This window comes from Dyadobacter sp. HNCC25DJ184 (genome assembly GCF_056895215.1).
In genome coordinates, this window is sequence record NZ_JBXHAQ010000007.1 from 249,150 (window position 1) to 275,013 (window position 25,864).

Sequence of the window (25,864 nt, forward strand, 5' to 3'; positions counted from 1 at the left end):
AAATAATAGAATGACGATAGCCCTTCTCAACGCCTGAGAGGGGCTAATGTTTTTTCTGGTCAAAAAGCCAGTCCATCAGTCCGGGTGTATTTTCAGCCTCCTCCCAAATGCCATGGCCAGCGTTTGGAAACTCGGTGTAACGGGGATTGCCTCCCGCTTTTTTAATCGCAGCAATCATATCACGCGATCCGCTTACCGGGACATTCTTATCCAATGCGCCATGAAATGCCCAAATGGGAACATCAACAGCATTTTTGGCAAGTTTAGGATCTCCTTCTCCTGAAAAAGGTATAGCCGCTGCAAACATTTCTGGTCTGGTTGACGCAAAATGCCAGGAGCCATATCCCCCTAAGGAATGCCCAAGTACATATATTCTTGTTGAGTCAATTTTAAATTCTTTTTCCAAAGCTGCAATCGCTTCGAAAACAAGTGAATCTTTTGGTATAAGGCCTGATATACCTCCCCAGCTCGTTCCGGGAGGAATCTGAGGGACGAATAAAAATGCCGGATGCTGCTTTCGTGTCTCGTCGGCGGCTACCATATGATCAATTCCGCCGAGCTGGCGTATGTTATCGTTCCCCCAGCCAGCCCCCCCGTGCAGCGCGACGACCAGCGGATACGCAACTTGCGGATCATAATTGAGTGGTTTCTGAAAACGATAGGAAAGTGATTCACCTTTGCTTCCTACAAAACTTCTGGCTTCGAATTTTTGGGCCAGGAGTTTGGTTTGCGCAGACACCTTGCCATGGCTAAGGCTTTCTCCAAACAATTGAATGCCAACAAATAGGGTGGCCAGCAATGTAATCACGGCGATGAAGCCTATGAAGTTCTGGGACAGTTTGTCTCCCAACCGAGTTTTATCAGTAAAGTTTAATTGGTTGATTTCGTCCTTGAAATTTAGAATAAGGAATATCGGTAGTAACCCGCCAATGACAGAAATCCATTCGCCTACCCTTTGCATAGAGGTTTTTACCTCATTGTTAGAGGAATAATGATTGAATATCAGGAAAGACAAGATGATTAGCCCAAATAGCGTGGCACATATACCGTAAACTTTAAGCCATTTGCGTTTTCCCGGTGGCGGCAATATGATACTGGCACCGCCAAGCGTGTTGATAATATAAAACACAAACAACGCAGGCGAGATATAAGCGTCATATTCTCGGTTAAATGTAAGTCTGTTGTACCAAATAAAAATCAGGAAGCAGGACGCTGCGAGGCAAAAGACGGCTAGATAAAAGGTGAGTTTGAACCCTTTATATTGAAAGTATCTGATTAGAAAGACACTGGTAATAATCGAAATAATATTAGTGGCAAGAAACCAGTTGACATAAGACGGCAATGAATAAACCTGATAACCGAGTTGCAGGAAAACCAAACTAAGTAATAAAACACAGCCGATAGAAAGTCCTAGGAATAAGTTCCCGTAAAAGTAAAAGTCCTTGTTCATATAGCTTGATATGGATTAGACGACATTTGATTTTAGTTCAAATTCGTAAAATCATCAAAGCTAAAAGCTCAAATTACACCAATGGCAAATTGAGCATATGCATGGAACCGATTGTAAATCAGGCTCGTGACATTTTGAAGTCGTTAAGGCTGACTATTCTTGGCAACATGATCAGCGTTATAATGAAGCCCGATATTCTCGCGACGCGCCATAGCCATACGAATCACCAGATAGCATACATTGATCATATTACGAAGCTCGCAGATTGCAACCGATACTTTTGATTCTTTATATAGCTCTTCATGTTCCTGATGCAAAAGCTCCAGACGATCGTAGGCACGCTTCATACGTCTGTCTGTGCGAACAATACCGACGTAATTGGACATAATACTGTTAAGCTCACGGGTCATTTCCGTTACTAATACGTTCTCTTCCGGATTAGTGGTGCCGGAATCGTCCCATTCTGGAATATTATCAGGTGTAACGGCATGTTTATAATCAGAAACAGAACTTTCAAAGGCGCGATGCCCGAATACTACTGCTTCCAGTAAGGAATTGGAAGCAAGCCTATTAGCACCATGAAGCCCCGTGCAGGCACATTCGCCAACTGCATATAGGAAATTAATATTGGTCTTGCCGAACTGATCAGCGCGGATACCGCCACACAAATAATGCTGGGCAGGAACTACGGGAATCATATCGGTTTTGACATCGATTCCCAGATCGTGACAGTATTTGGTAATATTCGGGAAATGCTCCAGGAATTTCTCGTGGTCGAGATGGCGTACATCAAGAAAGACATGATCAACCCCGTTCTTTTTCATTTCCGAGTCAATCGCCCTTGCGACTATATCTCTTGGAGCCAGCGACAAGCGGTCGTCATAGTGCTCCATGAACGTGCTTCCGTCCGCATGCTTCAATATGCCGCCAAAACCGCGAACCGCTTCAGAAATCAAAAATGAAGGTTTTTTGCCGGGTTGATAAAGGCTGGTAGGATGAAACTGGATGAACTCCATATTGTCACAAATCCCTTTCGCACGATATGCCATCGCTATCCCGTCGCCTGTTGCGATGGTTGGATTGGTGGTACTTTGATATATACTACCAATTCCGCCGGTTGCTAACAAAGTCGTTTTAGCTAAAAATTTCTCTACTTTTTTGGTCTTACGGTTCAGTACATATGCACCAAAACATTTGATATCCTCCCGATATCGATAAACGGTTTCTCCCAAATGGTGTTGGGTAATGAGCTCCACCGCATAATAGTGCGTGAAGATCTGGATATTTTTATGGCGACCCACCTCAGCCAAAAGCGCCCTTTCGATTTCCGCACCGGTGATATCCTTGAAATGTAAAATACGGTGATCCGAGTGGCCGCCTTCTTTTGCCAGATCATATTCTCCACCTGACTCCTTGTCAAATCGCGTCCCATAGTCAATCAGTTCCTGAATCCTTTCGGGAGCTTCGGTTACGACTATTTCAACAATTTCGCTTTTATTGATACCATCCCCGGCGTCGATGGTATCGTTAATATGCTTCTCAAAAGTATCTGATTCAGCCCATACCGCGGCGATTCCGCCTTGCGCGTATTTCGTATTGGTTTCGTCTGCCTGTACCTTCGTGATTACCGCAATGGAAACTTCTTCTTTATTCTTCTCAAAATGTCTGGCTAATTTCGTGGCATAACTCAGCCCGCCTATACCAGAGCCAATAACAAGGAAATCAAATTGCGGCATATCAATCAGTTGTACTAAAAAATGACACTCAACTACCTGGGATTGTGACTTAAATTCCTTTGCTAAGTTGCAACATTCTGTCCAAAGAAGCATATGCTTTCACACGAATATCTTCCGGAACAAAAATTTCAGGTTGTTCGTAAAGAAGTGCGTTGTACACTTTTTCGAGGGTATTCATTTTCATATATGGGCATTCCGAGCATGCGCAGGTATTGTTATCAGAACCCGGGGCCGGAATCAGTTTCTTGTGAGGAACCGATTCTTTCATTTTGTGGAGAATACCAGCCTCAGTCGCAACGATGAATTTTTCGTGTGGAGAATCCTTTACAAACTTTAATAAACCCGTTGTTGAGCTTACAAAATCAGATTGAAGCAGGATATCTTCTTTACATTCCGGGTGAGCGATCAGCAATGCGTCCGGATTTTCAGCACGGAGCTGAGCCAGTTTTTCTCTCGAAATATCAATATGAACGATACAGGCTCCGTCCCACAAAACCAGATCCCTGCCCGTTTTGTGTGCCACATATCTTCCAAGGTTGGCATCGGGAGCAAATATAATTTTCTGATCCTTCGGAAGACTTTCGACAATTTGAAGGGCGTTCGAGGAAGTACAAACGATATCGGTCAGCGCCTTAATTTCCGCCGAACAGTTGATATAGCTAATCACCAAATGGTCAGGATGCTGTGCTTTAAAAGCAGCGAATTTGTCTGCCGGTGCAGAATCAGCAAGTGAACAACCTGCATTCAGGTCTGGGATCACCACTTTCTTTTCCGGGCTCAAAATCTTTGCAGTCTCTCCCATGAAGTGAACTCCGCAGAAAACGATCATATCAGCCTCAGTTGCTGCTGCTGCCTGAGACAATCCCAAACTATCGCCTATATAATCGGCAATGTCCTGAATCGATCCATCGACATAGTAATGAGCAAGTATTACGGCATTCTTCTCAGTTTTTAATCTGTTGATTTCTGCGATGAGATCAATATCTCCTGCAATTGCTTCGGTAACATACCCGTAACGGTTTACCTGTTCTTCGATGGTCCTCATTTATGGTGAATAAGTGGCTTATAGGATGTTCTAAAAAATGATACCGAAGTACGATAATGCCCTTCAAAAAACAAAACGCGTTTCGCGGACATATATACTATCGCCATCAATAAGTTTCAAAGATACTAAAATCAAAAAGGAGCGAAACATTTTCGGTTTAATCCGATCGTTTCGCTCCTTTTTTAACAAGATATGTATATACTAAATTCCCTTTCCTATTTCTTCTTGGTTGTCACGAAGACTTAAAGACGCGAAAGAATTTTTTTATTAAAGTTCAACCACTGTTCCTTCGCGGCATATATTAAAGTACCCATCTGAAAAACGCGTAAAGCGTTCCAGATAAAATCATAGTTACGGGGAGTGTTAATACCCACGCGATCACGATGTTACGAATCGTTCCAGCCTGAAGGTTTTTTACACCCTTGCTGGCAACCATAGAGCCCGCAATACCCGAAGAAAGGACGTGCGTGGTACTAACCGGCAATCCGAAATATGACGAAACTCCGATCGTACTGGCCGCAACCAATTCAGCAGAAGCTCCCTGCGCATAGGTAAGGTGTTGCTTTCCGATCTTTTCACCAATCGTCACCACAATCCGTTTCCAACCTACCATCGTTCCGAGTCCGAGTGAGAGAGAAATCATCAGAATAACCCAGTTTGGTGCATAGTCGGTATATCGGCGTATCCCTTTCTCTCCATTCACCTGTTCTTTCAAAAAGGCCTTATCGCTGCCGCTCAAATTAACGTCCGGATTTTCCAGTAAAGATTTGGAATACCGGCTGATCAAAAGCAAGGAACGACGTGCGTTCATTCTCTCACTCTCTGGCAAAGTATGATCTTTCAAAGGAGCGTTAATCTGTTTTTGCAATGACAGAAATTCTGTCTTCATCGTATGCAGATGTCCATTGTCAGATGCCGAAAGGCGGGTTGTGTCTATGGACGAAACGATTTGTTCAATTCTCGTCAGCTCAACTTTCATTTTGAGTGGATCGACTGTGTTATCCAACGCGAAATGAGCTGGCACGATTCCGATCAGAATAAGCATCACCAAACCAACCCCTTTCTGACCGTCGTTCGATCCGTGGAAAAAACTTACCAGCGTACAGGTTGTCACTAATATTGCCCTGATCCACATCGGAGGTGGTTGGTTTTTCTTTGGCTCACTAAAGACGATATCGCGAAGTGGTTTAGAAAGTGCCCTTCTCAAAAGGAACATCAATATGATAGCGAGTGCAAAACCAAATAAAGGTGATGTCAGAAGGGACATGAATAATTCCTGCGCCTTCGACCAGTTAACGCCCACCCCCTGAGAGTTTTCAGGCATAAACGTAAATGCTAGCCCCACACCTAATATCGAACCGATCAATGTATGAGAACTTGAGCTCGGCAGACCAAAATACCAGGTTCCAAGGTTCCAGATTATCGCGCTGAATAGCAGGGAGAATATCATCGCTACGCTGTGATAAACATTTTGGTCAATCAAGAGCTCGACAGGAAGCAGGTTTACGATCCCCATGGCCACGGCGATACCACCGAAAAGCACCCCAAGGAAATTCATAAAACCAGACCAGATTACAGCAATATTTGGCTTTAAGGAGTTTGTGTAGATTACAGTCGCAACAGCGTTAGCAGTGTCGTGAAAACCGTTTACAAATTCAAATGCGCAGGCGGCAAGTATACTAAAAGCGAGGAGGAAGAAAATGTCGGTTTCAAGACCAAACATACCAGAGTTTACAGTAAATGGTGTTACAAAGGACCTAAATATAAGAAATACTTGTAGTGAACAGGCTTTCCTTGTGATGATGTTATGCCATAAATTTATGGAAATCAGGCGAATCCTGATGCATATGTCAAAACGTCCGGCAAAGCTACTGATACTTTACCGCTGCAATGTTAAGAAATTGTTAATTTGGACGACCTCTAATGAGTGAATGTGTAGTTGACTAAGTGAGTTAGTTAATGTGGTCCCATAACTCGCTCACTAGTCCTCCGCGAACACGGGTCATTTAACATTAAGCATTCGCCTTTTCCTTATTTGCCAACTGTCCACATGCCGCATCAATATCTTTTCCGCGGCTTCTTCTTACGTGAACAGAAACGCCTCTGTTATCCAGGAAAGCAGCGAATTTGTCCAGTCGGTCAGCGTCTGTATTCTTGAAATCAGCCTCAGCAATTGGATTATATTCGATGATATTGACGCGTGCAGGCACTTTTTTACAAAACTCCCAAAGTTCCTTGGCGTCTTGTAAAGTATCGTTGAAGTTGTTAAAAACGATATATTCGAATGTAATCCGGTTTCCGGTTTTCTTATAGAAATAATTTAATGCTTCTGCCAGATTGTCGAGAGAGTTGCTCTCGTTGATAGGCATGATCTGGTTTCTTTTCTCGTCGTTGGCCGCGTGCAGCGATAATGCAAGTCTGAATTTCACCTCGTCGTCACCCAGCTTTTTAATCATTTTTGCAATACCTGCGGTAGAAACGGTGATGCGTTTCGGTGACATATTCAAGCCATCAGGAGAGGTGATTTTTTCAATCGACTCCAACACGCTTGCGTAGTTGAGAAGCGGCTCACCCATACCCATATATACGATATTGGTCAATGGCGCTTTAAAATGTGTATCAGCCTGACGTGCAATTGCTACTACCTGGTCATATATCTCAGCCGCATCCAGATTTCGTTTGCGATCCATATATCCTGTTGCGCAGAATTTACAGGTCAATGAACAACCCACCTGGCTACTCACGCAGGCCGTCATCCGGTCTGTGGCTGGAATCAGCACACCTTCCACCAAGTTTCCATCAAACAAACGAAACGCGGATTTGACCGTACCATCGTTGCTTTTTTGGAATTTAGATACTTCAAGTCCTTTAATTACAAAGTTTTCGTCGATGAGTTTTCGAGTGGCGAGCGAAAGGTTGCTCATCTCCGAGAAAGACAATGCAGATTTCTTCCAAAGCCATTCATGTATTTGTTTTGCCCTGAACCCTTTTTCTCCGTGTTCCGTCATCCAGTTTTTAAGCTGGTCAAGGCTCAGTTTTCTAATATCAGTTTTTTCCGCTACGCCGATCATGGGATGATCCTTTTGATTTTTAACCGACAAAGGTACGGAATCTCGTCCAATAAAAATGGATTAAGTGCTAATATGCAGATACATAGCTCTCTAAACTTTAATGATAATACGGCGCCGCCATAATATACTTACGATGATATACCAGAATAAAAGATATACCAAAGCGTCGGCGAGCGAACTATTATATGGACTTTCGAAGATCGGCGATAATATGAATTTGTACCAATATTCTTTCGCACCTACAAGCTCATGCTGAGGCGACGGGTCAGTAACTTTGAATACATTCCACGCTCTGGGAATAATGCCCGACAGAAAAAATACAATCATCGGATTTACACCAAACGCAACAAATGGCCCGGTGAATTTTTTCCAGCCTTTTATATCAATCACAAAATACAAAACCGCCAGTGCAAGCACGGCCCAGCCACCGGCAAACAAAACATATGAACTAGTCCAGAGTGCTTTATTGATAGGGAATATCAGGCTGAATAACCATCCCAAAAGGATACCAATAAAAGATGTAAATAACAATATCCTGGCCTTTTGTTCCGGAGTTTTTGGCGAGATTAAGATGCTACCCGTCCATAATCCGATAATTCCTGTGACAATTGCAGGCACGGTGCTCAATATTCCCTCTGGATCCCATGTTTTGGAGGTGACCCAAAGATGGTTTGGTAATAATAAATTGTCTAGCCAGGCAGCAAGGTTGGTTCCTTTTTCGAGATTGGCCGCCCCGAAGCCCGGAACTGGAACCAAAGTCATAAGCGCCCAATAAAATACTAATAACAATATACCGATTGATAATTGAGTGGTCAATGAAGTTGTATTATACAACAACGATATCACTAAATATACAACCGCGATTCGCTGCAATACGCCGGGAATGCGAACTGTTTCGAAATCCGAAAAACCTCCGAAAGCGAGCGTCATCATCAGCGCGAAAACGGTGATTGCGACCGTCAGCTGTAATTTTTTATCGTAGTTACCGAAAAGCGCATATCCTGCCAAAACACTGAAAAACAATCGGACATATAGAAGTGGGGCACCTTCCCAATCCAAAAAATGAATTTTTGAAAAGAAGGAGAGATAAAGTCCGAGACATAATATCCTCAGAAACCGAGTCAGCAGTCTTTTGAATTTCTCCATATCTAATCCGGGTTCAGGAGAGGAAAGAACGGTTGTTACGCCGACTATAAAAAGGAAAGTCGGGAAAACCAGATCAGTTAACGTACAGCCGTGCCATTCAGCATGCAAAAATGGCGGATATACATGCCCCCAGTCGCCGGGATTATTGACGAGAGTCATCAAAATCATTGTAAGTCCGCGAAGGACATCCAGAGAAAGCAATCGATTCTTCATGTAATAAGGAGCATGAGCGTTGAGTTTTCGAAGATAGTGGAAAATTTACTCAAGAGATCTAACCTTAAAAATGCTACCAGATATATTCGAGACTTTGGGTATTTGTGGCAAAACTCTCACGCTAATTCTCGCAAAAAAGCACTTTGACGCGATGTAATCGGAACAAAAAAAACGTCCATCCTGACAAAGTCAAAATGGACGTGGATTTCGAAGCATATGCTCACTGGTTCACTTCCTGAAAATAAAATAAACCGCCAGAATTAAGAATAAAAATCCAACGAAGTGATTCCATCGGAAGGATTCATTTTTGAAAAAAACGACCGTAAACAGGGTAAATATCACGAGCGTAATTACTTCCTGAATTACTTTCAATTCCACAAGTGTAAATGGCCCACCGTTCTCTTTAAAGCCAATCCGGTTGGCTGGGACCTGGAAACAATATTCAAAGAGCGCGATCCCCCAGCTAATGAGTATGATGGAAACCAGCCCGAGTTTGTTAAACCAGGCCAGTTCTTTGAACTTCAAATGTCCATACCAAGCAAGGGTCATAAAGGCATTTGAAAGGATTAATAAACCGATGGTCAGAAACGATTTCATTAAGCAGTGGCTTTCACTTTATTATCTTTGAAGAACAAAACGAAAAGGATCAAGACAACTCCTGCGATACCTGCCGGAACCATCCAAATGCTGGTCCAGTTCTTCACGCCGTCAACAGTATATATATCTGCAACATAACCCGCCAGCCATGAACCTATTCCCATTCCGATTCCATAGGTGGCGATCGATATCAAACCTTGAGCAGAAGATCTGTATTTTTCTCCGGCTTTTCCATCCGTATATATCTGACCGGTTACAAAGAAAAAGTCATAACAAACACCATGCAATACGATCGCCAGATATAACAACCATTCACTGGAAGCATTTCCATAACCGAACCCAATAAAGCGTACGATCCAGGCAATAAGCCCAACTACCAACATCCATTTTACGCCATAACGACGAAATGCAAGAGGTATCAAAAGCATAAAAACAACCTCTGAAACCTGTCCAAGTGACATCTTGTTCTCAACGTTCAACATACCGGAATCCGTCAGCGACGGGTTTGCCATCGCATAATAGAACGACAAAGGAATACATATTAACAAAGACGAGACGAAAAAGATAGCAAAAGAACGGTCTCTGAAAAGCGTAAAAGCATCTAATCCAAGAATGTCAGAGAACGAGGTGTTCTTGCCCGGCTTTGGCGGCGTATTTGGCAGAAAGAATGAATAAACGCCTAGAAACGCTGCCGTAAACATGGATAATTTGAAAATCATAGCTGAGTCACCAAACCCAAAATACCCTACAATGTTTGTTACCGCAATCCAGGCAACTGTACCCATTACACGAATCGGAGGGAAATCCTTTTCGGTATCTCTAACCTGCTGCATTGCAATAGAAGTCGTGAGCGACATCGACGGCGCAAAAGTGATACAGTAAAGTAATATAACCCAAAAGAACGTGTCGGGGTCTTTTACTTCACCCAAAAAATAAAGAATCACCGCTCCTGCAAGGCTTAATATTCCAAGCACTTTCTGGGCGGCGAAATAACGGTCAGCAATCATTCCGATAAAAAACGGCGCGATAATCATGGCAATTGAAAACGCCGCATAGGCACTTCCAACCTGTGCGCCGGATGCACCCAAGGTGGTAAACATATACTTACTCATTTGCCCATACCATGAGCCCCAAACAAAATAGAGCAGGAACATCATGGCCATGAGCTGGATACGCGTCAAATTTTTCATTTTTGGTTAATTGTGGTTAAGCTTGGGAGCTGTTAGGTATTAGGTGTTAGTTTTAATGAATAGTTACACGATCCAACTGTCTGATTACCAAAGAACAATACTATTTTTTTATCAGTCTTTGGAATTCGTTCAGTTTTAATAGGGCTTCTATTGGCGAAAGGGTATTAACATCCAGTTGAAGCATTTTCTCTTTCAACTCTTCTAATTTTGGATCGGTTGGTTCAAAAATACTGAGCTGGTAATTGTTCTTCGGCATTTCCTTTACGCGTTTTTTGTGAGCTTCGGTCACATGGTCCTTTTCCAAATGCTGCATGATCTCACTGGCTCTCAACACGATGGGTTGCGGCATACCAGCAATTTGTGCAACATGGATACCAAAACTGTGCGCACTGCCGCCCGGTCTCAATTTCCGCAGGAATATCACCTTGTTATCTACTTCCTTTACGGCAACATTAAAGTTTTTGATGCGCGGAAAATCTTCGGCCAACTGGTTTAGTTCATGATAATGGGTGGCAAACAACGTTTTAGGCTTGCATCCCGACTGGCTATGCAGATATTCTGTAATGGCCCACGCAATAGAGACACCATCATAGGTACTCGTACCCCTACCGATCTCATCCATTAATACCAAACTTCGGTCGCTCAGGTTATTGAGAATACTGGCTGTTTCCGTCATTTCTACCATAAACGTACTTTCGCCACGGCTCAAATTATCGCTTGCCCCTACCCTTGTAAAAACCTTATCCACTATTCCTACAACCGCGGATTTGGCCGGCACGTAACTTCCCATTTGCGCCATCAAAACGATTAACGCAGTTTGACGCAAAAGAGCTGACTTACCTGCCATGTTTGGCCCGGTGATGATGATAATCTGCTGATCATTATCGTCCAGATACAAATCATTCGGAACATATGACTCTCCTAACGGCAATTGCTGTTCAATAACCGGATGACGCCCCTCCTTGATATCAAGCTCCTTGCCTTCGCTGATTTCCGGTTTTATATAATTGTTTTTACGTGCAGTGAGTGCAAAAGAACTGAGCGTATCGAGAGTTGATATCACTGTCGCATTTTGCTGGATCGTCCCAACATAATCATTAGCCGCCAGCACGATTTCATTAAAAATCCTGAACTCAATTACTGCAATTCTATCTTCGGCAGTCAGGATTTTTTCTTCATATTCCTTGAGCTCCGGAGTAATATATCTTTCCGCATTCACGAGCGTTTGCTTGCGAATCCAATCAGCGGGAACTTTATCTTTGTGAGAATGAGTCACCTCGAGATAGTACCCAAACACTTTGTTATATGAGATTTTAAGAGAGCCGATACCGGTTCTTTCTATTTCTCTGTTTTGAAGTTTCAGCAGATAATCCTTCCCTTCGTATGATATCGCATGAAGTTCGTCTAGTTCGGGATCCACACCACTTTTTACCATTCGCCCCTGATTTGACAACATCGGTGCATCTTCGCGCAGTTCAGTCTCTATTTTGTCGACCAGAAACGAACAGATATTCAGCTGATCAACATATTTGTTCAGGATTGCTTTTGTGCTTTTATGCTCTTTCCCCTCCTTATCGCTTTCACCAAGCTTGACCAATAATTCCTTAATCGGTCCAATCTGCTTGAGTGACTTTTTTAGTTGAACCATTTCCCGTGGGCTAATCCTTCTAACTGCCACTTTCGAGATAAGTCGCTCCAAATCGCCCATATTTTTTAAGCATTGGATGACATGCTCATGCAGATCTTCATTTCCCAGAAAATGCGATACAGTATTCAATCTTTCATCGATCGGCAATTTGTCTTTCAACGGCAGCACCATCCATTTTCTCAGAAGCCGTGCTCCCATTGGAGTCACCGTTTGATCCAATATCTGAATCAGGGGCACGCCACCTTCCTGCTGCGGATATACCAGCTCCAGATTTCGAATGGTAAAACGATCCAGCCAAACGTATTTTTCCTCCTCCAAACGGGTGATCCGACCAATATGGCTGATCTGACGATGCTCTGTTTCACGGAGATAATGCAGAATAACGCCGGAAGCGACGATACCAAACGGCAAATTTTCTATTCCAAAACCTTTTAACGTCGTGGTCTGGAAATGCGAAGTGAGTTGTTCATATCCGTAATCATATCCAAAACACCAGTCTTCCAATTGAAAAGTGTGGTACTTCCCGCCAAATATCTGGCCGAATTCATTTCTGTGTTTTTTGCAATAGAGCACTTCGGACGGAGAAAAACCCTGCAACATTTTATCAACATATGCTGCGCTTCCTTGAGAAGTCATAAACTCCCCTGTCGATATATCCAGAAATGATATACCGTATAAATCTCCGATACCGAAGTGAATGGCTGCGAGATAATTATTTTTACCTACATCAAGTACGTTATCGTTTAAAGATACACCTGGCGTAACCAACTCAGTAACACCACGTTTCACGATACCCTTCGCAGTCGCAGGATCTTCCAGCTGGTCGCATATAGCTACGCGTTCTCCAGCCCGGACGAGCTTCGGTAGATAGTTGTCTAATGAATGGTGGGGAAAACCCGCAAGTTCTTCATGCGCGCCGCCATTATTGCGTCGCGTCAGAACGATTCCGAGGATTTTGGATGCCCTGATGGCGTCTTCACCGAAAGTTTCATAAAAATCACCAACTCTAAAAAGTAAAAGCGCGCCTGGATATTTGGCCTTAATCTGATTATACTGCTTGCTTAGAGGGGTTTCCTTCTTTTCCTTTGCCAAGTATTCGCGTGTTTTTTGGTGATTAGCTGTTGGGTGTTAGTTAAGAATTGCTTTAAGGTCCATTGCGACCATACTATATTAGTGGTCATATAATCTATTCTTAAACCAAACTTTGACAGCTTTGTAAGATTACAAAATTAACCCTTATGTCCGGTTTGGCAAGTCCGGCAAGGAGTTAATACCACTCTAAAATTACGCTTAAAATAACGTAGGAAGGTGCTCTTTATAAACTTCAAAAACGCTACCCGGCACAACCCCCTCAAAATCAGCCAGCGACATACTACCGATTGCCCACCTCACGAGGCGAAGCGTCGGATATCCAACGGCAGCCGTCATTCGTCGGACTTGTCGGTTCTTGCCTTCATGTAGAGAAATGGACAGCCAGGAGTCCGGAACGCTTTGACGAACTCTGATAGGCGGATTTCTTTCTGGCAAGAGAGGAGGTTGAATGGGTGCAGCTTGCGCTGGCAATGTCGTATACCGTTTGCCATTGATGGAGATTTCTACTCCGCCCCTAAGTTTAGCACATGCTTCTTCGTTGATTAAACCCTCTACCTGAACATTATATGTTCGCAAATGTTTATTCTTGGGATCCAGCAATCTGGTTTTCAATCGATTATCGTTCGTTAGCAATAGCAAACCTTCGCTGTCGGCATCCAGCCGGCCCACGGGATAAACATCTTTTGGAAACAGGAAATCCAGATCTGCCAGCGTGGCATGCTCACCTTCTTTGGTAAATTGGGACAACATCCCGAAAGGCTTATAAATGAGGAAGTAGCGAAACACCGCTTTGGGTAAAATGGTAAGAAAATAGGAAAGCTATTTGAAATGCTACTTGAATATTATACTTAAATCGAGCTCAAAACCGAGTAATATGAGCTCTCCTGAAAGCTTGGCATCCAGCGATTCTATTACTTCAATCTTCTGATTGATTCTGTATATATATACCTTGCTATCAAACCGGTCGATCAGCCAACCTAGCTGCGTTCCGTTTTCAAGATACTCAACCATTTTATCCTGTAAATATTTAATACCATCCGACTTTGAACGGATCTCTATCACAAAATCAGGGCATATTGGGGCGAATCCTTCTTTCTCCTCTTCTGTTAGCGCATTCCATTTATCGATTTCTATCCAGGAAATGTCAGGAGACCTCACGGCAGTATTTGGAAGTGTAAAACCAGTAGATGAATCAAAAACCTGGCCCAGACTAGCCACCTTGTTCCATATTCCAAGTTCGATTAATATTTTAGAGTTAAACCCTCCGGTCAAAGAGCCTGTTGGCGACATAACAATTATGTTTTGATCAGAATCCCTCTCAAACTCGAAGGCATCATTCATCTGGCAGAAGCGGAAAAACTCCTCTTCTGTCATGACCCCCCCGGCTTTTAAGGTGATTGGCATATCCATCTGCTCTCCATTTTAATGTTGAATTACCTAAAATACAAACAAAGAATCTATTCAGCAATTTTGACCCAAACTGGACAATGGTCGGAATGAACGGCGTCATTATATTGTCGGCTCGCTAATATCCTCTCCTTCAACGTCTCTGAGATAGAAATATAGTCAATTCGCCAGCCTTTGTTGTTTCCCCGGGCACCTGCTCGATAAGTCCACCAGCTATACTCCTGCAAATCCGGATTCAGATATCGGAACGAGTCAGTGTAGCCGCTGCCAAACCATTTGGTCATCCAGGCTCTTTCCTCTGGCAGGAATCCCGAAGACTTTTTATTCCCCTTCGGATCATGAATATCTATCTCGGTGTGAGCGATATTATAGTCCCCACAAATGATCAGATTTGGCCGCTCCTTTTTCAATTCCTCGATCCAGGAATAGAAGTCGTCCAGGAACCGCATTTTTACGCTTTGCCTTATTTCGCCGCTTGTTCCCGAAGGAAAATAACAATTCAGAAGCGTGATATCCCCGAAATCGGCTCTCAATATCCTCCCCTCACTATCATAAATATGCATCCCAAGCCCCGTCGCGACGAGCTCCGGTTTGATTCTGGAAAATATGGCGACGCCACTATATCCCTTTTTCTCAGCCGAATGCCAGCCGATCAGCTCATATCCCAATTCCTGAAATGGCGCCAAATCGATTTGATCCGAAGTGGCTTTCACCTCCTGGAAACAAACAACATCAAACGCTTTATCCCTGAGCCATTCCAGCAGGCCATTCCTGATTGCAGCGCGGATGCCATTTACGTTATAACTTACAATTTCCATTGGGTTTTTTTTTCCTGGAGGACTCTTTTAAATTTTGTCGACAATCACCAGATTGTCTATCACTTTATTCCGGTTATCATTTCGGAAGTAATGGCCTTTTCAAAAGTGATATAGCCCGGATAATTAATTTGCTGACCAGCGATATCCAAAGTCGGTTTCACTTTCACGATAAATTTGGAAGGATTGGCTCCTGATTTACCCGTTAACGACTGGACAAGATTGATGAACTCATCTCTCGTTTCGTCGTTATTGATAAGCTGATATACGTTCGCGCTTAGTTTAATCGGTACTCTCGTACTTCCGGTACCAGGCATAACCTCGATCAATTGGTTGAGATATCCGCTAAAAATCTCACTTTTTGAAAGCAAAACTTTGTATTCCAATTGATTGATCGCCGCCCGCTTTTTAGTCGGATTGGTGATATCCAGATTTACGTTCAGCTTCAAAGGAATATCTTTTCTCAGTAGCGCAAGACCGAGCCGCGGATACCGTGCGAGATCCAGATCCTCAAAGCTGCGGATATTTTTGAATTCACGAATGTCGATTCCCGCAATATAGACGCTGTCAACGGAACCGATATCATATTTACATTCACCGAAAGTTTTGGCTTCCGATACTTGCTTACTTACTCCACACCCAGCCAAAATGGCGAAACACGTTATGATTATTACAAAACTCCAGATTCCCTTTTTCATTCAATTTTCAATTTTTGTGCAAGATAAAAAGTCCTTCCAACAACGCACGCAGCCTGTCCGAATTATTCAAAAACCCAGAATAATCGATCTGTTTAACAAACAATAACATAATTATCTATCTATCAATCTATTGCGCTTTTGTTTTAAACTGCGTCTAAGAAACGAACAACACGCACTCTTTACCTTTATAAAATCGCGCTTGCTTGCATTCCGGCAACAATATACCTTTGCCGAATTCACAACTTTATTTAGATATCTGGAATGGCTAGCTGGTACTTAGGAAAAATACGTTATCAAAAAGAAGATGAAGCGGGAAGCTTGAAAACGATCAATGAGGCCTATTTGGTCGATGCCGTATCGTACACAGAATCGGAAGCAAGGCTTTACAAACAGATCGTTACAGGTGCAAGTGATTTCAGCGTTTCGAGCATAACACGCATGAGACTTGCTGATTTATTTTCGTACGAAGAGGGCGAACAATGGTTTAAGGCCAAGGTTATTTACTTTTCGGTGGACGAAAGAAGTGGGAAAGAGAAAAAGGTAGTTAACTATATGCTTGTCAATGCCGACGGAATTCACCAGGCTTTGGAACGAATAGACGAAAGTTTGAGAACGATGCTCATCCCTTATGAGACGACGGATATCAACCTTACTCCGATATTGGATGTATTCCCATATTCGGCGGAAGAAGATACACAAGAAGAAATCCCTGCAAATTTCCGTCCTTTATCAGAAGTAAAGGCCGAACAAGCGGAAAAGATCGTAGAAGAACTATAAGATCCATCAGAAAGTATATATAAAAAAGCGTCTGCACCGGGTTGGCCCAGTGCAGACGCTTTTTCAGTCTTCACAATTGAATGACGACCCTTGACTGCTACTCTATTCCGCTATCTTAATTTCCTTGTAATCTTTGGTATTAATAATAATCGGATCGGCTTCGATTGAGATCAGCTTCATTTTTGTATCACTTGATTTGATTTCTGTAACTAGTTGATGTCGGCCAAGTAAAAACAAGTAATCCATAGACACGGGCAAGCTGGCTGTCCCTTCAAGCAGCTCAAAACCGTAAAGATGAGAAACGCTGAAAGGTGTTTCAGTCAACCAGATCACGTCCTTATTTTCAGAAGTCTCATATGTTTGCAAATATTCAACAGAAGGCCAACCAAAATCCGTACGGGTATTACCTGTGGGTTTGAGGTGATCGGCAAAATCCTGCTGACGGTCCTTCTCTTTTTCCGCGTCCGGTTTTAAATCTTTTACAATTTCAGTGATCTTGATTTTTTTTCCTCCATCATCAGCTCCGCAGTAAATATACTTTCCATCAGGAAACCCCAATATAAAATCAAATGATTCGGCCGTGTTGCCGTATGTATCCTTTTTCTCGAAGCACAATGCACCTGTTACAGGGTCAAGGCCTATCTTCATTTGCCCTTTTTCCTTGTCTACCTCATATTCAAAAACTAGCTTATGGCTGAAATAATATTGGCCCAGCTGTGGTTTCCATTGAGCTGCCCGTTTTTTATCGGGTACAATCTTTCCGGTAACCTGAGCATGCACGACGGAAATTGTCAGCACCAGCAGTGACAGACATAAAAAAGACGTTCCTTTTTTTAATTTAAGCAATCGATTTGTGCGAATTAAGTCCAATTTGTAATGATGATTGATTCGGGCGCAATTTAAGTATTTGTCAAGCGAGATCTTATCAATTCTCACAATCTCCTGACCATTTCCTGACAAGACTTGACCAAATATTAAAGTCAAATCCTCCCGATCGCCAGCCGGCAAATCTTACATTTGATCAAATTATAACCGAAGGTTGTAAATTGCGGCCTGATTAATAACCATATGAATTTCAATTTCGAGAAGCGATCCATTTCATTACAACCAGATAAACGCATTTATTTCTCCTCCGATTACCATCTCGGGGTTCCGACAGGCGAGCTTAGCCGTGAGCGTGAAAAGAGAATAGTTCAGTGGCTGGAAGCCATTCGGAGCGACGCGCAGGTTGTGTTTTTGGTGGGAGATCTATTCGATTTTTGGTTTGAATATCGGACCGTAATTCCAAAAGGTTTTGTCAGAATATTGGGAAAACTGTCGGAATTGGCCGATGCCGGGGTCGAACTCATTATTTTTACAGGCAATCATGATATGTGGATGTCCGGATATTTGACCGAGGAACTGGGAGCCTCTTTATATCGAAATCCTGTTCAGTTTGACGTTAAATCGGAAGGCGGTTTATCGAAATCAATATTGGTTGGGCACGGCGATGGTCTTGGGCCGGGCGACAGGACTTACAAAATCCTAAAACGTATTTTCGAAAATAAGTTTTTCCAGGGACTCTTTCGGTTTGTACACCCGGATATTGGTATGTGGATAGCATTGGAATGGTCAAAGAGAAGCCGGATCGCGAATGTCAATAAAGGGGAAGAGCGGTTTATGGGCGAGGATCGCGAATGGCTGTTGATATATTGCCGCGAAGTAGAAAAATGGCAACACCACGATTTTTACATATTCGGGCACAGACATTTGGTTTTAGACCTGAAAGTTGCAGAAAACAGCAGATATATTAATCTGGGCGAATGGGTCACGCAGCAGCAATATGCCGTGTTTGACGGATCAGATATTTCGTTAAAGAAGTTTGCGGATTTGAGAAGCTAGGATTCTCTATCTTTTTATTTTTTCCTGCTTCTCGTCATCAGAAGGAGGTAAAAAATCCTGGCGACCAATATTCTCACGAGGAGTGTTACCAATATCCCGACGATAATCTTTCTTTTTCAAATCGCCGTTTTTTACAGACTTGATAAAATTCGCCCATGCGAATGGGTTCAGGAAGGGAAATGTAGTCGCGAAATTTTTGTTTGCGGCAGACTCCCGCCCAAAAAGTTGCTGGTCCATCGAATATCGATAGTTTGTCTGCGCATTGTTGGGCACCAAAGTCGCCATTCTGTTGATATAGTCAATATCAGTGCTCTTGGCAAGCGCAGCACGATCTGCCTCATCAGGGAGTTTTAATGCTAAAAACGCTCTTTTAAATTCTTCCTCTGTCGCATATGGATAAATCTTTACCTCAGAAAGCATGGTCACATTTTCCTGCATTGCCACGATGGCTGAGTATGTTTCAGAATTGTAGCTACGTGCAATGACATGATACTGAGTCTTGTAACCAACATAACTATATACAATACTGTCACCCGGAAAAACTGGAATAGTAAACTCGCCTCTTCCATCCGCTAGCGTCCCTGCTCCTGCACGTGGTATGAAAATATAGGCTCCCGGCAATCTTTCAGACGATTTACCAGCTACTACTATCCCGTGAAAAATAATAGCCTTTCTTTCTCCCTGGGCAAACAATTCACTGGAGCCGAATATTGTTGCAAACAAAACCAGTAAGATGAATAAGCGTCTTTTCATTATTTTTTCTTTTATCGCACATCAATCCGACCAAACGGACTAAGCTTCAAGGGTTACAAACTATTCACTAAAATCTAATTACTACCAGCTACTTAAATAACCGTTCCTATATGAAACGAAAAAAAATGACTTCGCGACATCGTTCTCCTTCTTTAAATCAGGAAAACAGTTTAATAAAAGTCGCGATAAACGGAGCCGACAAAAGCAATCCGTCGAACCTGTCAAGGAATCCGCCATGCCCGGGAATACTACTTCCTGAGTCTTTTATGGCTATGCTCCTTTTAAACAAAGACTCCACTAAATCCCCATAAGTGCCCACCACGACGATAATAGCACCTATACAATACCATTTCCAGGGTTCGAAGGTACGGAAATAAAACCCTAGCACAAAAGCGATGACCGCCGCAAATGCAGCACTTCCCATGGCGCCTTCCCAAGACTTTTTGGGTGAAATCCGTTCAAACAATTTTCGCTTGCCGAATTTCGTACCTGCAAAGTAACCACCAATATCAGAAGCCCACAAAAGCAATAAGCTACCCAAAACAATTTGGTAATTGTAACCCCCTCCTCTCATTGCCATCGCAATAATGAGTGAGAACGGGAGCGCAACGTATATGATCCCTAAAAAAGTAAACCCTATATTGGTAAAGGGCTTAAGATCATTTTTCTTATACAATTTGATAAAAAATATCATCGACAACAATGGGCTGATGATGAAGTAATTCTCAAACGGAACGATGTCTTGCTCTATCAGGTACGCAAGAAGCATCATAACTGTGCCACAAAATGTTCCATAGTATGTCAACGGCTGATTTCCGTCGAGCCCGAGAAGCTTGTAAAACTCAAGCTGGGTCAGCGAACTGATCGCACAAAACAAAAGCAGACATGACCAATCACTATAAAGAATACTTCCAATAATCACGATAACCCCAGCAAGGCCTGTGATAGCCCTCTGCTGAAGGTTATTCAGTTTCTCCAAACGCTTCTTCATCAGCTACTATTAATTGCGCTTTGGACAACTCCGACTCTGGCACATGAACTTCATACTGCCCGAATACCGGATAATTACTATCTTTTTTATCAAGAATGACTGCTGCTATCTGACTCTGCTCCAGCTTTTCTCTTACTATCTCAGCCCTTATAACTTGCTGACTGGCAAACACTTTGACCCAGTTACTGTTCATTTTTTATTTTTTATTATTAAAAAAGACGAGGCTAAGTTGCCAGTCTTTCGCGCTCAACCGAGCTTTGGTATATTTTAAAAATAATTATTCCACTTAAAAAAATTGAAAACAGCACCGTAATGAGCGGCAACGTCTTCGATTCCTCAATATTAATATCAATTACCTTGATATTGTAGAGAAACATCAGGATCAATACAAATCCGTTGTTTACAAAATGCGCAAGAACAGCTACCCAAAAATTGCCGGTGATATAGTAAAGGTATCCAAAAAGCGCTCCTAACAACATTCTCGGAAAGAATCCGTAAAACTGAAAATGAATTGCACTGAAAATCGCCGCCGAAAGCCATATGGCTCCATGGATGTTCATCACCCTCGACAATTTACGTTGCAAAAGCCCCCGAAACAGAGCTTCCTCTCCAACCGCTGGCAGTAAAACTACGACAAAAAGGGCGATGAGCAACTGTCCGATGCTTTGATAGGAAGTCAGGAATTTTGTCATCTCTTCAATCTGATCTTCCTTTCCCTTCATCCATTTTTCCAGCCCGCTTAGAGCCTCCGGAAATTTCATCATGGTATTCCATTCAATGATCTGACTGTTGAATGGAATAAATACAACCACCAATATGAGGGTGAGAATCCAGGTATGAATCGGAGGTATCACTTTAAAATTCAGCTCGCTGACATGAATTTTTTCAATAAAATGCAGATATAAAAGGGAGGGAAGTAAATAGGAAAAGAAATGAACTACGCCCTGAAAAAGCATCATAATATACCAGCCATTGGTAACGCTCTGTGGCTCCTGAATAAGCTGATTGATCAAATTAGCGGTATTATCGAAACCCGAACCAGTTACAAATGTGATGCACATTACGGCCAACAAATTACCCACCGCCATGCCAATTAACACAAAACCAAGGAGAACCAACAAACTTCCGCCCACTCGGGACACGTGGGGTTCTGATAAATTCGGGTTATTTTTTAGCATAATTGGTGTAAATTTACGGCTAAAATACGTAATAGTAAAAACAAGATATCAGGACTGCCGGGTTCTTTTGAAAAGTGTTGCACCCGCATGATACTCAGATATAACAATAAAAACGAATGGCTAAGATAGGAAATATTGAACTGGGTGACTTCCCGTTGCTACTCGCACCGATGGAAGATGTGAGTGATCCCCCGTTCAGAGCCGTGTGTAAGGAAAATGGCGCGGATTTAATGTATACTGAGTTTATCTCATCGGAAGGATTGATCCGCGATGCGGCCAAGAGTAAACAAAAACTCGATATTTTTGAATATGAGCGTCCTGTTGGAATTCAGCTGTTCGGCAGCGATGTAGAGACGATGGGATCCTGCGCTGAAATTGCCTCACGGGTAAATCCGGATCTGATCGATATAAATTATGGTTGCCCAGTTAAAAATGTAGCCTGCAAAGGAGCAGGAGCTGCGTTATTGCAAGATATCCCCAAAATGGTGCGAATGACCGAAGCCGTTGTCAAGTCTACTCATTTGCCAGTTACCGTTAAGACCCGGCTTGGATGGGACGACAATACCAAAAACATTCTGGACGTAGCAGAAAGATTACAAGATATCGGAATACAAGCCCTTACCGTTCATGGCCGTACCCGTGTGCAGATGTATAAGGGTGACGCCGACTGGACGCTAATAGGAAGATTGAAAGAAAACCCACGTCTTAATATCCCGATATTCGGAAATGGCGATATTGACTCGCCCGAGAAAGCATTGGAATATAAAAACAGATATGGCGTTGATGGCATTATGATAGGCCGGGCCAGTATCGGAAATCCATGGATTTTCAATGAGATCAAGCATTACCTTGCTACAGGTGAAAAACTGACGGCACCGTCCATTCAACAGCGCGTCGATACCTGCCGCCGTCATCTTGACTTTTCTATAAGATGGAAAGGACCTATTGCAGGAGTGTTCGAAATGCGCCGTCATTACACAAATTATTTCAGAGGAATCGAACATTTCAAACCTTTTCGGATGCGACTGGTAGAAGCCGGTTCATTTGAGCAACTCGACGAAATATTAAATGAAGTCGCTCACAGTTTCAGTGAAGTTATATGCTGAAAGTAGCGGTTTCTTCGTCCGGCTCTGATCAACCAAGTTCCTTCGACATTGATTCGAAACAGGGAAAATATTCAATCGATGGACTGCCCTTTGACGGCGATATTGCAGTCATTTCCGAAGACCATTACCATATTATTTGGCAGAACAAATCTTACAATGTTGAGATTTTGGAAAGAGATGCCAACTCCAAAGCCTTTCGCCTACTCATTAATGGAGTCGAAATTAATACCAATACAAAAGACGACTTGGAAATCCTGCTTGCCGGCATGGGCTTTGAAAACAACATTGATACCAAAATCAATAGAGCAGTCGCCCCTATGCCAGGCTTAATTCAGTCAATAGCCGTTAAAGTGGGTGATCAGGTCGAAAAAGGAGATACTTTATTGGTGCTTGTAGCAATGAAAATGGAAAATATAATCAAATCAACAGGTTCGGGAGAAGTTAAGTCAATAAATGCATTGGCCGGAGAAATAGTAGAAAAAAATCAGGTATTGATGGAGTTTATATAAATAAGTTGCTATTCTTGTTTCACACCACTTATTTTTACGGATCAAATCACCTACATCATTAGTCATGCCCCAACCAAAATACAAACGTATACTTCTCAAACTCAGCGGAGAAGCGCTTAATGGCGGAGATAAAGCACAAGTAATCGATTTTAATATTCTTGACGCATATGCTGTCGAAATCAAAAAAATCGCAGCAGAAGGTGTTCAGATAGCTGTTGTAATTGGCGGTGGCAATATTTTTCGCGGAGCTTCGGTAGAAAAATCGGGTATCGACCGCGTGCAGGGCGATCATATGGGAATGCTTGCAACTGTGATTAACGGTATGGCTATCCAAAGTTCTCTTGAGAAGCACGGAATGAAAACCCGCTTGATGTCGGCTATTAAAATGGAACAGGTATGTGAACCTTTGATACGCCGCCGCGCTGTTCGACATTTGGAAAAAGGGCGTGTGGTTATATATGGTGCCGGAACAGGTAATCCATATTTTACCACAGATACAACAGCAGGTTTGAGAGCGATCGAGTCTGAATCAGACGTGGTATTAAAAGGCACACGCGTTGATGGCGTTTACACCGCTGATCCGGAAAAAGACCCTACAGCAACGAAGTACACTCAGTTGACATTCGACGAAGCGCTGGCCAAAAATTTGAAAATTATGGACCTGACAGCTTTCACCCTTTGCAAGGAAAATAACCTGCCGATTATCGTCTTCGACATGAACAAACCAGGTAATTTGCACAGACTCGTGATGGGAGAAGAAGTGGGAACTTTGATCTCAAACTAAGGAAGCTTTTAGGAATTAGCTCTTATTTACGATAATTTGATTCAGGTCGAAGTTTACTTTAAACGCATAACAAACATCCCTTGGAAGTCAAAAACTTGTTGAAATAATTAAGTAAAAAAATGGAAGAAATAGAATTATATCTGGAAGATGCCCAGGAGACAATGGAAGGGGCTATTAAACACCTTATCATTGAATTAGGTAAAATTCGGGCAGGAAAGGCAACTCCTCAAATGCTGGAAGGGCTTCAGATTGAATACTATGGATCTATGACACCGATCCAAAATGTGGCAACGATCAACACGCCTGATGCGCGCACGATTGCCATCAAACCTTTTGAGAAAAAGATAATCAATGATATCGAAAAGGCGATCCGCAACGGAAACCTGGGTTTCGCGCCTTCGAACGATGGTGAAATGATCCGTATTTCTGTTCCGCCACTTAACGAGGAACGACGTCGCGAATTGGCAAAACGCGCTAAGGGAGAGATTGAAACAGCGAAAATCAATATCCGTAATATTCGTCAGGACGCGAATAACTCACTTCGTAAATTAACGAAAGAGGGAGTTTCAGAGGATTTGGTAAAAACTAGCGAAGAAAGAGTGCAGAAATTGACCGATAGTTTTGTGGCGAAGGTTGAACAGATTTACACTCAGAAAGAAAAAGAAATTATGGAAGTTTAGGCTTTTGTGATTTTCACGATTATAATAAAAAAATCCCGCCGTGGCGGGATTTTTTTATTACCAAATTTATCAAATTCTATTTGACATCAGCAAAGCTGTCAAAACCACGGTGATTTGATTCTTCGTACAACCTTTCCTTCGGCAGGCTTTTAAAATAATCAAAAGTGATTTTCAGACCTTCTTCACGGGCAACTTTCGGCTCCCAGCCCAATATTTCCTGAGCTTTCGTGATATCCGGCTGACGTTGCTTTGGATCATCTTGTGGAAGTGGCAGATACACCACTTTCTGGTCAGTTCCAGTCAGTTTTATAATTTCTTCAGCAAATTGCCCTATTGTGATTTCTGACGGATTACCAATATTAACCGGTAGTGCATAATCACTCAAAAGCAATCTGTAAATTCCTTCCACCAAATCGTCTACATAGCAGAATGAACGCGTTTGAGAACCATCACCGAAGACCGTGATATCCTCTCCTCTCAATGCCTGTCCCATAAATGCAGGAAGCACGCGGCCGTCATTCAATCGCATACGCGGCCCGTATGTGTTGAATATCCGCACGATTCGCGTTTCAAGGTCATGGTAGCGATGATATGCCATCGTGATCGCTTCCTGATAACGTTTCGCTTCATCGTAACATCCTCTGGGCCCGATTGGATTTACGTGCCCCCAGTAATCTTCGGTCTGCGGATGAACCAATGGATCGCCATACACTTCCGATGTCGAAGCGATGATAAAACGTGCCTTTTTCACACGTGCCAAACCTAGAAGATTATGTGTCCCCATCGCACCCACCTTCAGGGTTTGGATCGGTATCTTAAGGTAGTCAATCGGGCTTGCGGGCGACGCAAAGTGCATGATATAGTCAAGCTCTCCGGGAACGTGGATATACTTTGTGACATCATGGTGGTAAAACTCGAAATTAGGATCCGGCATCAGGTGCTCGATATTGCGCATATCACCTGTAATGAGGTTATCCATTGCAATAACGTACATGCCTTCTTTCAAAAATCGCTCGCAAAGGTGCGACCCCAAAAATCCGGCCCCGCCAGTTATTAGTACACGTTTCATTGTTGTTTTAAGATTTTACTAGTAAAAA

General features: G+C 42.7%; 25 protein-coding genes. 6 read left to right on the forward strand and 19 right to left on the reverse strand.

Going from position 1 to position 25,864, the window contains the following annotated elements; all coding sequences use genetic code 11:
- Positions 1-43: 43 nt before the first annotated feature.
- The 13 genes from AC1XUD_RS13085 to AC1XUD_RS13145 form a co-directional block, all read right to left on the reverse strand.
- A complete protein-coding gene (locus AC1XUD_RS13085) occupies positions 44-1,450 on the reverse strand; it encodes a carboxylesterase family protein (protein WP_483361456.1) in 1,407 nt (468 codons plus the stop codon).
- Between the two features lie 143 nt (positions 1,451-1,593).
- Positions 1,594-3,186 (reverse strand): L-aspartate oxidase, encoded by a 1,593-nt coding sequence (nadB, locus tag AC1XUD_RS13090; RefSeq protein ID WP_483361457.1) that lies wholly within the window; start codon positions 3,184-3,186, stop codon positions 1,594-1,596.
- Between the two features lie 49 nt (positions 3,187-3,235).
- Complete coding sequence (nadA, locus tag AC1XUD_RS13095) at positions 3,236-4,231, reverse strand: quinolinate synthase NadA (protein WP_483361458.1); 996 nt, start codon at positions 4,229-4,231, stop codon at positions 3,236-3,238.
- 301 nt (positions 4,232-4,532) lie between these two features.
- A complete protein-coding gene (locus tag AC1XUD_RS13100) occupies positions 4,533-5,954 on the reverse strand; it encodes an inorganic phosphate transporter (RefSeq protein WP_483361459.1) in 1,422 nt (473 codons plus the stop codon).
- 289 nt (positions 5,955-6,243) lie between these two features.
- On the reverse strand, positions 6,244-7,302 hold the full coding sequence (gene rlmN / locus AC1XUD_RS13105) for a dual-specificity RNA methyltransferase RlmN (protein WP_483361460.1): 1,059 nt from the start codon (positions 7,300-7,302) through the stop codon (positions 6,244-6,246).
- A gap of 90 nt (positions 7,303-7,392) precedes the next feature.
- Positions 7,393-8,661: an acyltransferase family protein gene (locus AC1XUD_RS13110; protein ID WP_483361461.1), complete on the reverse strand. Its 1,269-nt coding sequence runs from the start codon at positions 8,659-8,661 to the stop codon at positions 7,393-7,395.
- Positions 8,662-8,889: 228 nt separating this feature from the next.
- Positions 8,890-9,258 carry a DMT family protein gene (locus AC1XUD_RS13115; protein WP_483361462.1) on the reverse strand — a complete coding sequence of 123 codons (369 nt, stop codon included), beginning with the start codon at positions 9,256-9,258 and terminating at the stop codon, positions 8,890-8,892.
- Positions 9,258-10,448 (reverse strand): nucleoside permease, encoded by a 1,191-nt coding sequence (locus tag AC1XUD_RS13120; RefSeq protein ID WP_483361463.1) that lies wholly within the window; start codon positions 10,446-10,448, stop codon positions 9,258-9,260. Before AC1XUD_RS13120 ends, AC1XUD_RS13115 begins: the two co-directional genes overlap by 1 nt.
- 100 nt (positions 10,449-10,548) lie before the next feature.
- The gene (gene mutS / locus AC1XUD_RS13125) at positions 10,549-13,188 is read right to left on the reverse strand and encodes a DNA mismatch repair protein MutS (protein WP_483361464.1); all 2,640 of its coding nucleotides are present in this window, start codon (positions 13,186-13,188) and stop codon (positions 10,549-10,551) included.
- 198 nt (positions 13,189-13,386) lie between these two features.
- The gene (locus tag AC1XUD_RS13130) at positions 13,387-13,974 is read right to left on the reverse strand and encodes a pseudouridine synthase (protein WP_483361465.1); all 588 of its coding nucleotides are present in this window, start codon (positions 13,972-13,974) and stop codon (positions 13,387-13,389) included.
- A 45-nt stretch (positions 13,975-14,019) separates the two neighbouring features.
- Positions 14,020-14,598, reverse strand: coding sequence for a Uma2 family endonuclease (locus AC1XUD_RS13135; RefSeq protein WP_483361466.1), 579 nt, complete (start codon positions 14,596-14,598; stop codon positions 14,020-14,022).
- 47 nt (positions 14,599-14,645) lie between these two features.
- The gene (locus AC1XUD_RS13140) at positions 14,646-15,413 is read right to left on the reverse strand and encodes an exodeoxyribonuclease III (protein WP_483361467.1); all 768 of its coding nucleotides are present in this window, start codon (positions 15,411-15,413) and stop codon (positions 14,646-14,648) included.
- Positions 15,414-15,472: 59 nt separating this feature from the next.
- Positions 15,473-16,108, reverse strand: coding sequence for a hypothetical protein (locus AC1XUD_RS13145; protein ID WP_483361468.1), 636 nt, complete (start codon positions 16,106-16,108; stop codon positions 15,473-15,475).
- Between the two features lie 261 nt (positions 16,109-16,369).
- Between AC1XUD_RS13145 and AC1XUD_RS13150 the strand changes: the two genes are divergently transcribed.
- On the forward strand, positions 16,370-16,885 hold the full coding sequence (locus AC1XUD_RS13150) for a DUF4494 domain-containing protein (protein ID WP_483361469.1): 516 nt from the start codon (positions 16,370-16,372) through the stop codon (positions 16,883-16,885).
- A gap of 102 nt (positions 16,886-16,987) precedes the next feature.
- Here AC1XUD_RS13150 and AC1XUD_RS13155 read toward each other — a convergent pair whose 3' ends face one another.
- The gene (locus AC1XUD_RS13155; RefSeq protein WP_483361470.1) at positions 16,988-17,731 is read right to left on the reverse strand and encodes a hypothetical protein; all 744 of its coding nucleotides are present in this window, start codon (positions 17,729-17,731) and stop codon (positions 16,988-16,990) included.
- Between the two features lie 222 nt (positions 17,732-17,953).
- Here AC1XUD_RS13155 and AC1XUD_RS13160 point away from each other — a divergent pair, with 222 nt between their 5' ends.
- The gene (locus tag AC1XUD_RS13160; RefSeq protein ID WP_483361471.1) at positions 17,954-18,766 is read left to right on the forward strand and encodes a UDP-2,3-diacylglucosamine diphosphatase; all 813 of its coding nucleotides are present in this window, start codon (positions 17,954-17,956) and stop codon (positions 18,764-18,766) included.
- Positions 18,767-18,772: 6 nt separating this feature from the next.
- On the opposite strand, the gene AC1XUD_RS13165 is transcribed toward AC1XUD_RS13160, so the two are convergent.
- The 4 genes from AC1XUD_RS13165 to AC1XUD_RS13180 all read right to left on the reverse strand — a co-directional run bounded on the left by AC1XUD_RS13165 (position 18,773) and on the right by AC1XUD_RS13180 (position 21,688).
- Positions 18,773-19,519 (reverse strand): carboxypeptidase-like regulatory domain-containing protein, encoded by a 747-nt coding sequence (locus AC1XUD_RS13165; RefSeq protein ID WP_483361472.1) that lies wholly within the window; start codon positions 19,517-19,519, stop codon positions 18,773-18,775.
- Positions 19,520-19,676: 157 nt separating this feature from the next.
- Complete coding sequence (locus AC1XUD_RS13170) at positions 19,677-20,510, reverse strand: phosphatidate cytidylyltransferase (RefSeq protein WP_483361473.1); 834 nt, start codon at positions 20,508-20,510, stop codon at positions 19,677-19,679.
- Positions 20,482-20,703: a putative signal transducing protein gene (locus tag AC1XUD_RS13175; protein WP_483361474.1), complete on the reverse strand. Its 222-nt coding sequence runs from the start codon at positions 20,701-20,703 to the stop codon at positions 20,482-20,484. Before AC1XUD_RS13175 ends, AC1XUD_RS13170 begins: the two co-directional genes overlap by 29 nt.
- A gap of 31 nt (positions 20,704-20,734) precedes the next feature.
- A complete protein-coding gene (locus tag AC1XUD_RS13180; protein WP_483361475.1) occupies positions 20,735-21,688 on the reverse strand; it encodes a CPBP family intramembrane glutamic endopeptidase in 954 nt (317 codons plus the stop codon).
- A gap of 116 nt (positions 21,689-21,804) precedes the next feature.
- Here AC1XUD_RS13180 and dusB point away from each other — a divergent pair, with 116 nt between their 5' ends.
- The 4 genes from dusB to frr all read left to right on the forward strand — a co-directional run bounded on the left by dusB (position 21,805) and on the right by frr (position 24,767).
- The gene (dusB, locus tag AC1XUD_RS13185) at positions 21,805-22,794 is read left to right on the forward strand and encodes a tRNA dihydrouridine synthase DusB (protein ID WP_483361476.1); all 990 of its coding nucleotides are present in this window, start codon (positions 21,805-21,807) and stop codon (positions 22,792-22,794) included.
- Entirely contained in the window at positions 22,788-23,303 is a 516-nt protein-coding gene (locus tag AC1XUD_RS13190) for an acyl-CoA carboxylase biotin carboxyl carrier protein subunit (RefSeq protein WP_483361477.1), read from the forward strand. Before dusB ends, AC1XUD_RS13190 begins: the two co-directional genes overlap by 7 nt.
- A 64-nt stretch (positions 23,304-23,367) precedes the next feature.
- Positions 23,368-24,087: a UMP kinase gene (gene pyrH, locus AC1XUD_RS13195; protein ID WP_483361478.1), complete on the forward strand. Its 720-nt coding sequence runs from the start codon at positions 23,368-23,370 to the stop codon at positions 24,085-24,087.
- Between the two features lie 119 nt (positions 24,088-24,206).
- The gene (frr, locus tag AC1XUD_RS13200; protein ID WP_483361479.1) at positions 24,207-24,767 is read left to right on the forward strand and encodes a ribosome recycling factor; all 561 of its coding nucleotides are present in this window, start codon (positions 24,207-24,209) and stop codon (positions 24,765-24,767) included.
- Positions 24,768-24,843: 76 nt separating this feature from the next.
- Here the strand turns inward: frr and AC1XUD_RS13205 are convergent, their stop codons facing one another.
- The gene (locus AC1XUD_RS13205) at positions 24,844-25,836 is read right to left on the reverse strand and encodes a UDP-glucuronic acid decarboxylase family protein (protein WP_483361480.1); all 993 of its coding nucleotides are present in this window, start codon (positions 25,834-25,836) and stop codon (positions 24,844-24,846) included.
- Positions 25,837-25,864: the final 28 nt, after the last annotated feature.

Excerpts from the sequence above, each read along its gene's own strand:
- AC1XUD_RS13120 (WP_483361463.1), bottom strand. The coding sequence starts at position 10,448 with ATGAAAAATTTGACGCGTATCCAGCTCATGGCCATGATGTTCCTGCTC.
- nadA (WP_483361458.1), bottom strand. The coding sequence starts at position 4,231 with ATGAGGACCATCGAAGAACAGGTAAACCGTTACGGGTATGTTACCGAA.
- AC1XUD_RS13150 (WP_483361469.1), top strand. The coding sequence starts at position 16,370 with ATGGCTAGCTGGTACTTAGGAAAAATACGTTATCAAAAAGAAGATGAA.
- AC1XUD_RS13110 (WP_483361461.1), bottom strand. The coding sequence starts at position 8,661 with ATGAAGAATCGATTGCTTTCTCTGGATGTCCTTCGCGGACTTACAATG.
- AC1XUD_RS13160 (WP_483361471.1), top strand. The coding sequence starts at position 17,954 with ATGAATTTCAATTTCGAGAAGCGATCCATTTCATTACAACCAGATAAA.
- AC1XUD_RS13205 (WP_483361480.1), bottom strand. The coding sequence starts at position 25,836 with ATGAAACGTGTACTAATAACTGGCGGGGCCGGATTTTTGGGGTCGCAC.
- AC1XUD_RS13140 (WP_483361467.1), bottom strand. The coding sequence starts at position 15,413 with ATGGAAATTGTAAGTTATAACGTAAATGGCATCCGCGCTGCAATCAGG.
- AC1XUD_RS13135 (WP_483361466.1), bottom strand. The coding sequence starts at position 14,598 with ATGGATATGCCAATCACCTTAAAAGCCGGGGGGGTCATGACAGAAGAG.
- rlmN (WP_483361460.1), bottom strand. The coding sequence starts at position 7,302 with ATGATCGGCGTAGCGGAAAAAACTGATATTAGAAAACTGAGCCTTGAC.
- AC1XUD_RS13170 (WP_483361473.1), bottom strand. The coding sequence starts at position 20,510 with ATGAAGAAGCGTTTGGAGAAACTGAATAACCTTCAGCAGAGGGCTATC.
- frr (WP_483361479.1), top strand. The coding sequence starts at position 24,207 with ATGGAAGAAATAGAATTATATCTGGAAGATGCCCAGGAGACAATGGAA.
- AC1XUD_RS13145 (WP_483361468.1), bottom strand. The coding sequence starts at position 16,108 with ATGAAAAAGGGAATCTGGAGTTTTGTAATAATCATAACGTGTTTCGCC.
- AC1XUD_RS13115 (WP_483361462.1), bottom strand. The coding sequence starts at position 9,258 with ATGAAATCGTTTCTGACCATCGGTTTATTAATCCTTTCAAATGCCTTT.
- nadB (WP_483361457.1), bottom strand. The coding sequence starts at position 3,186 with ATGCCGCAATTTGATTTCCTTGTTATTGGCTCTGGTATAGGCGGGCTG.
- AC1XUD_RS13100 (WP_483361459.1), bottom strand. The coding sequence starts at position 5,954 with ATGTTTGGTCTTGAAACCGACATTTTCTTCCTCCTCGCTTTTAGTATA.
- AC1XUD_RS13190 (WP_483361477.1), top strand. The coding sequence starts at position 22,788 with ATGCTGAAAGTAGCGGTTTCTTCGTCCGGCTCTGATCAACCAAGTTCC.
- AC1XUD_RS13165 (WP_483361472.1), bottom strand. The coding sequence starts at position 19,519 with ATGAAAAGACGCTTATTCATCTTACTGGTTTTGTTTGCAACAATATTC.
- AC1XUD_RS13180 (WP_483361475.1), bottom strand. The coding sequence starts at position 21,688 with ATGCTAAAAAATAACCCGAATTTATCAGAACCCCACGTGTCCCGAGTG.
- AC1XUD_RS13085 (WP_483361456.1), bottom strand. The coding sequence starts at position 1,450 with ATGAACAAGGACTTTTACTTTTACGGGAACTTATTCCTAGGACTTTCT.
- pyrH (WP_483361478.1), top strand. The coding sequence starts at position 23,368 with ATGCCCCAACCAAAATACAAACGTATACTTCTCAAACTCAGCGGAGAA.
- dusB (WP_483361476.1), top strand. The coding sequence starts at position 21,805 with ATGGCTAAGATAGGAAATATTGAACTGGGTGACTTCCCGTTGCTACTC.
- AC1XUD_RS13175 (WP_483361474.1), bottom strand. The coding sequence starts at position 20,703 with ATGAACAGTAACTGGGTCAAAGTGTTTGCCAGTCAGCAAGTTATAAGG.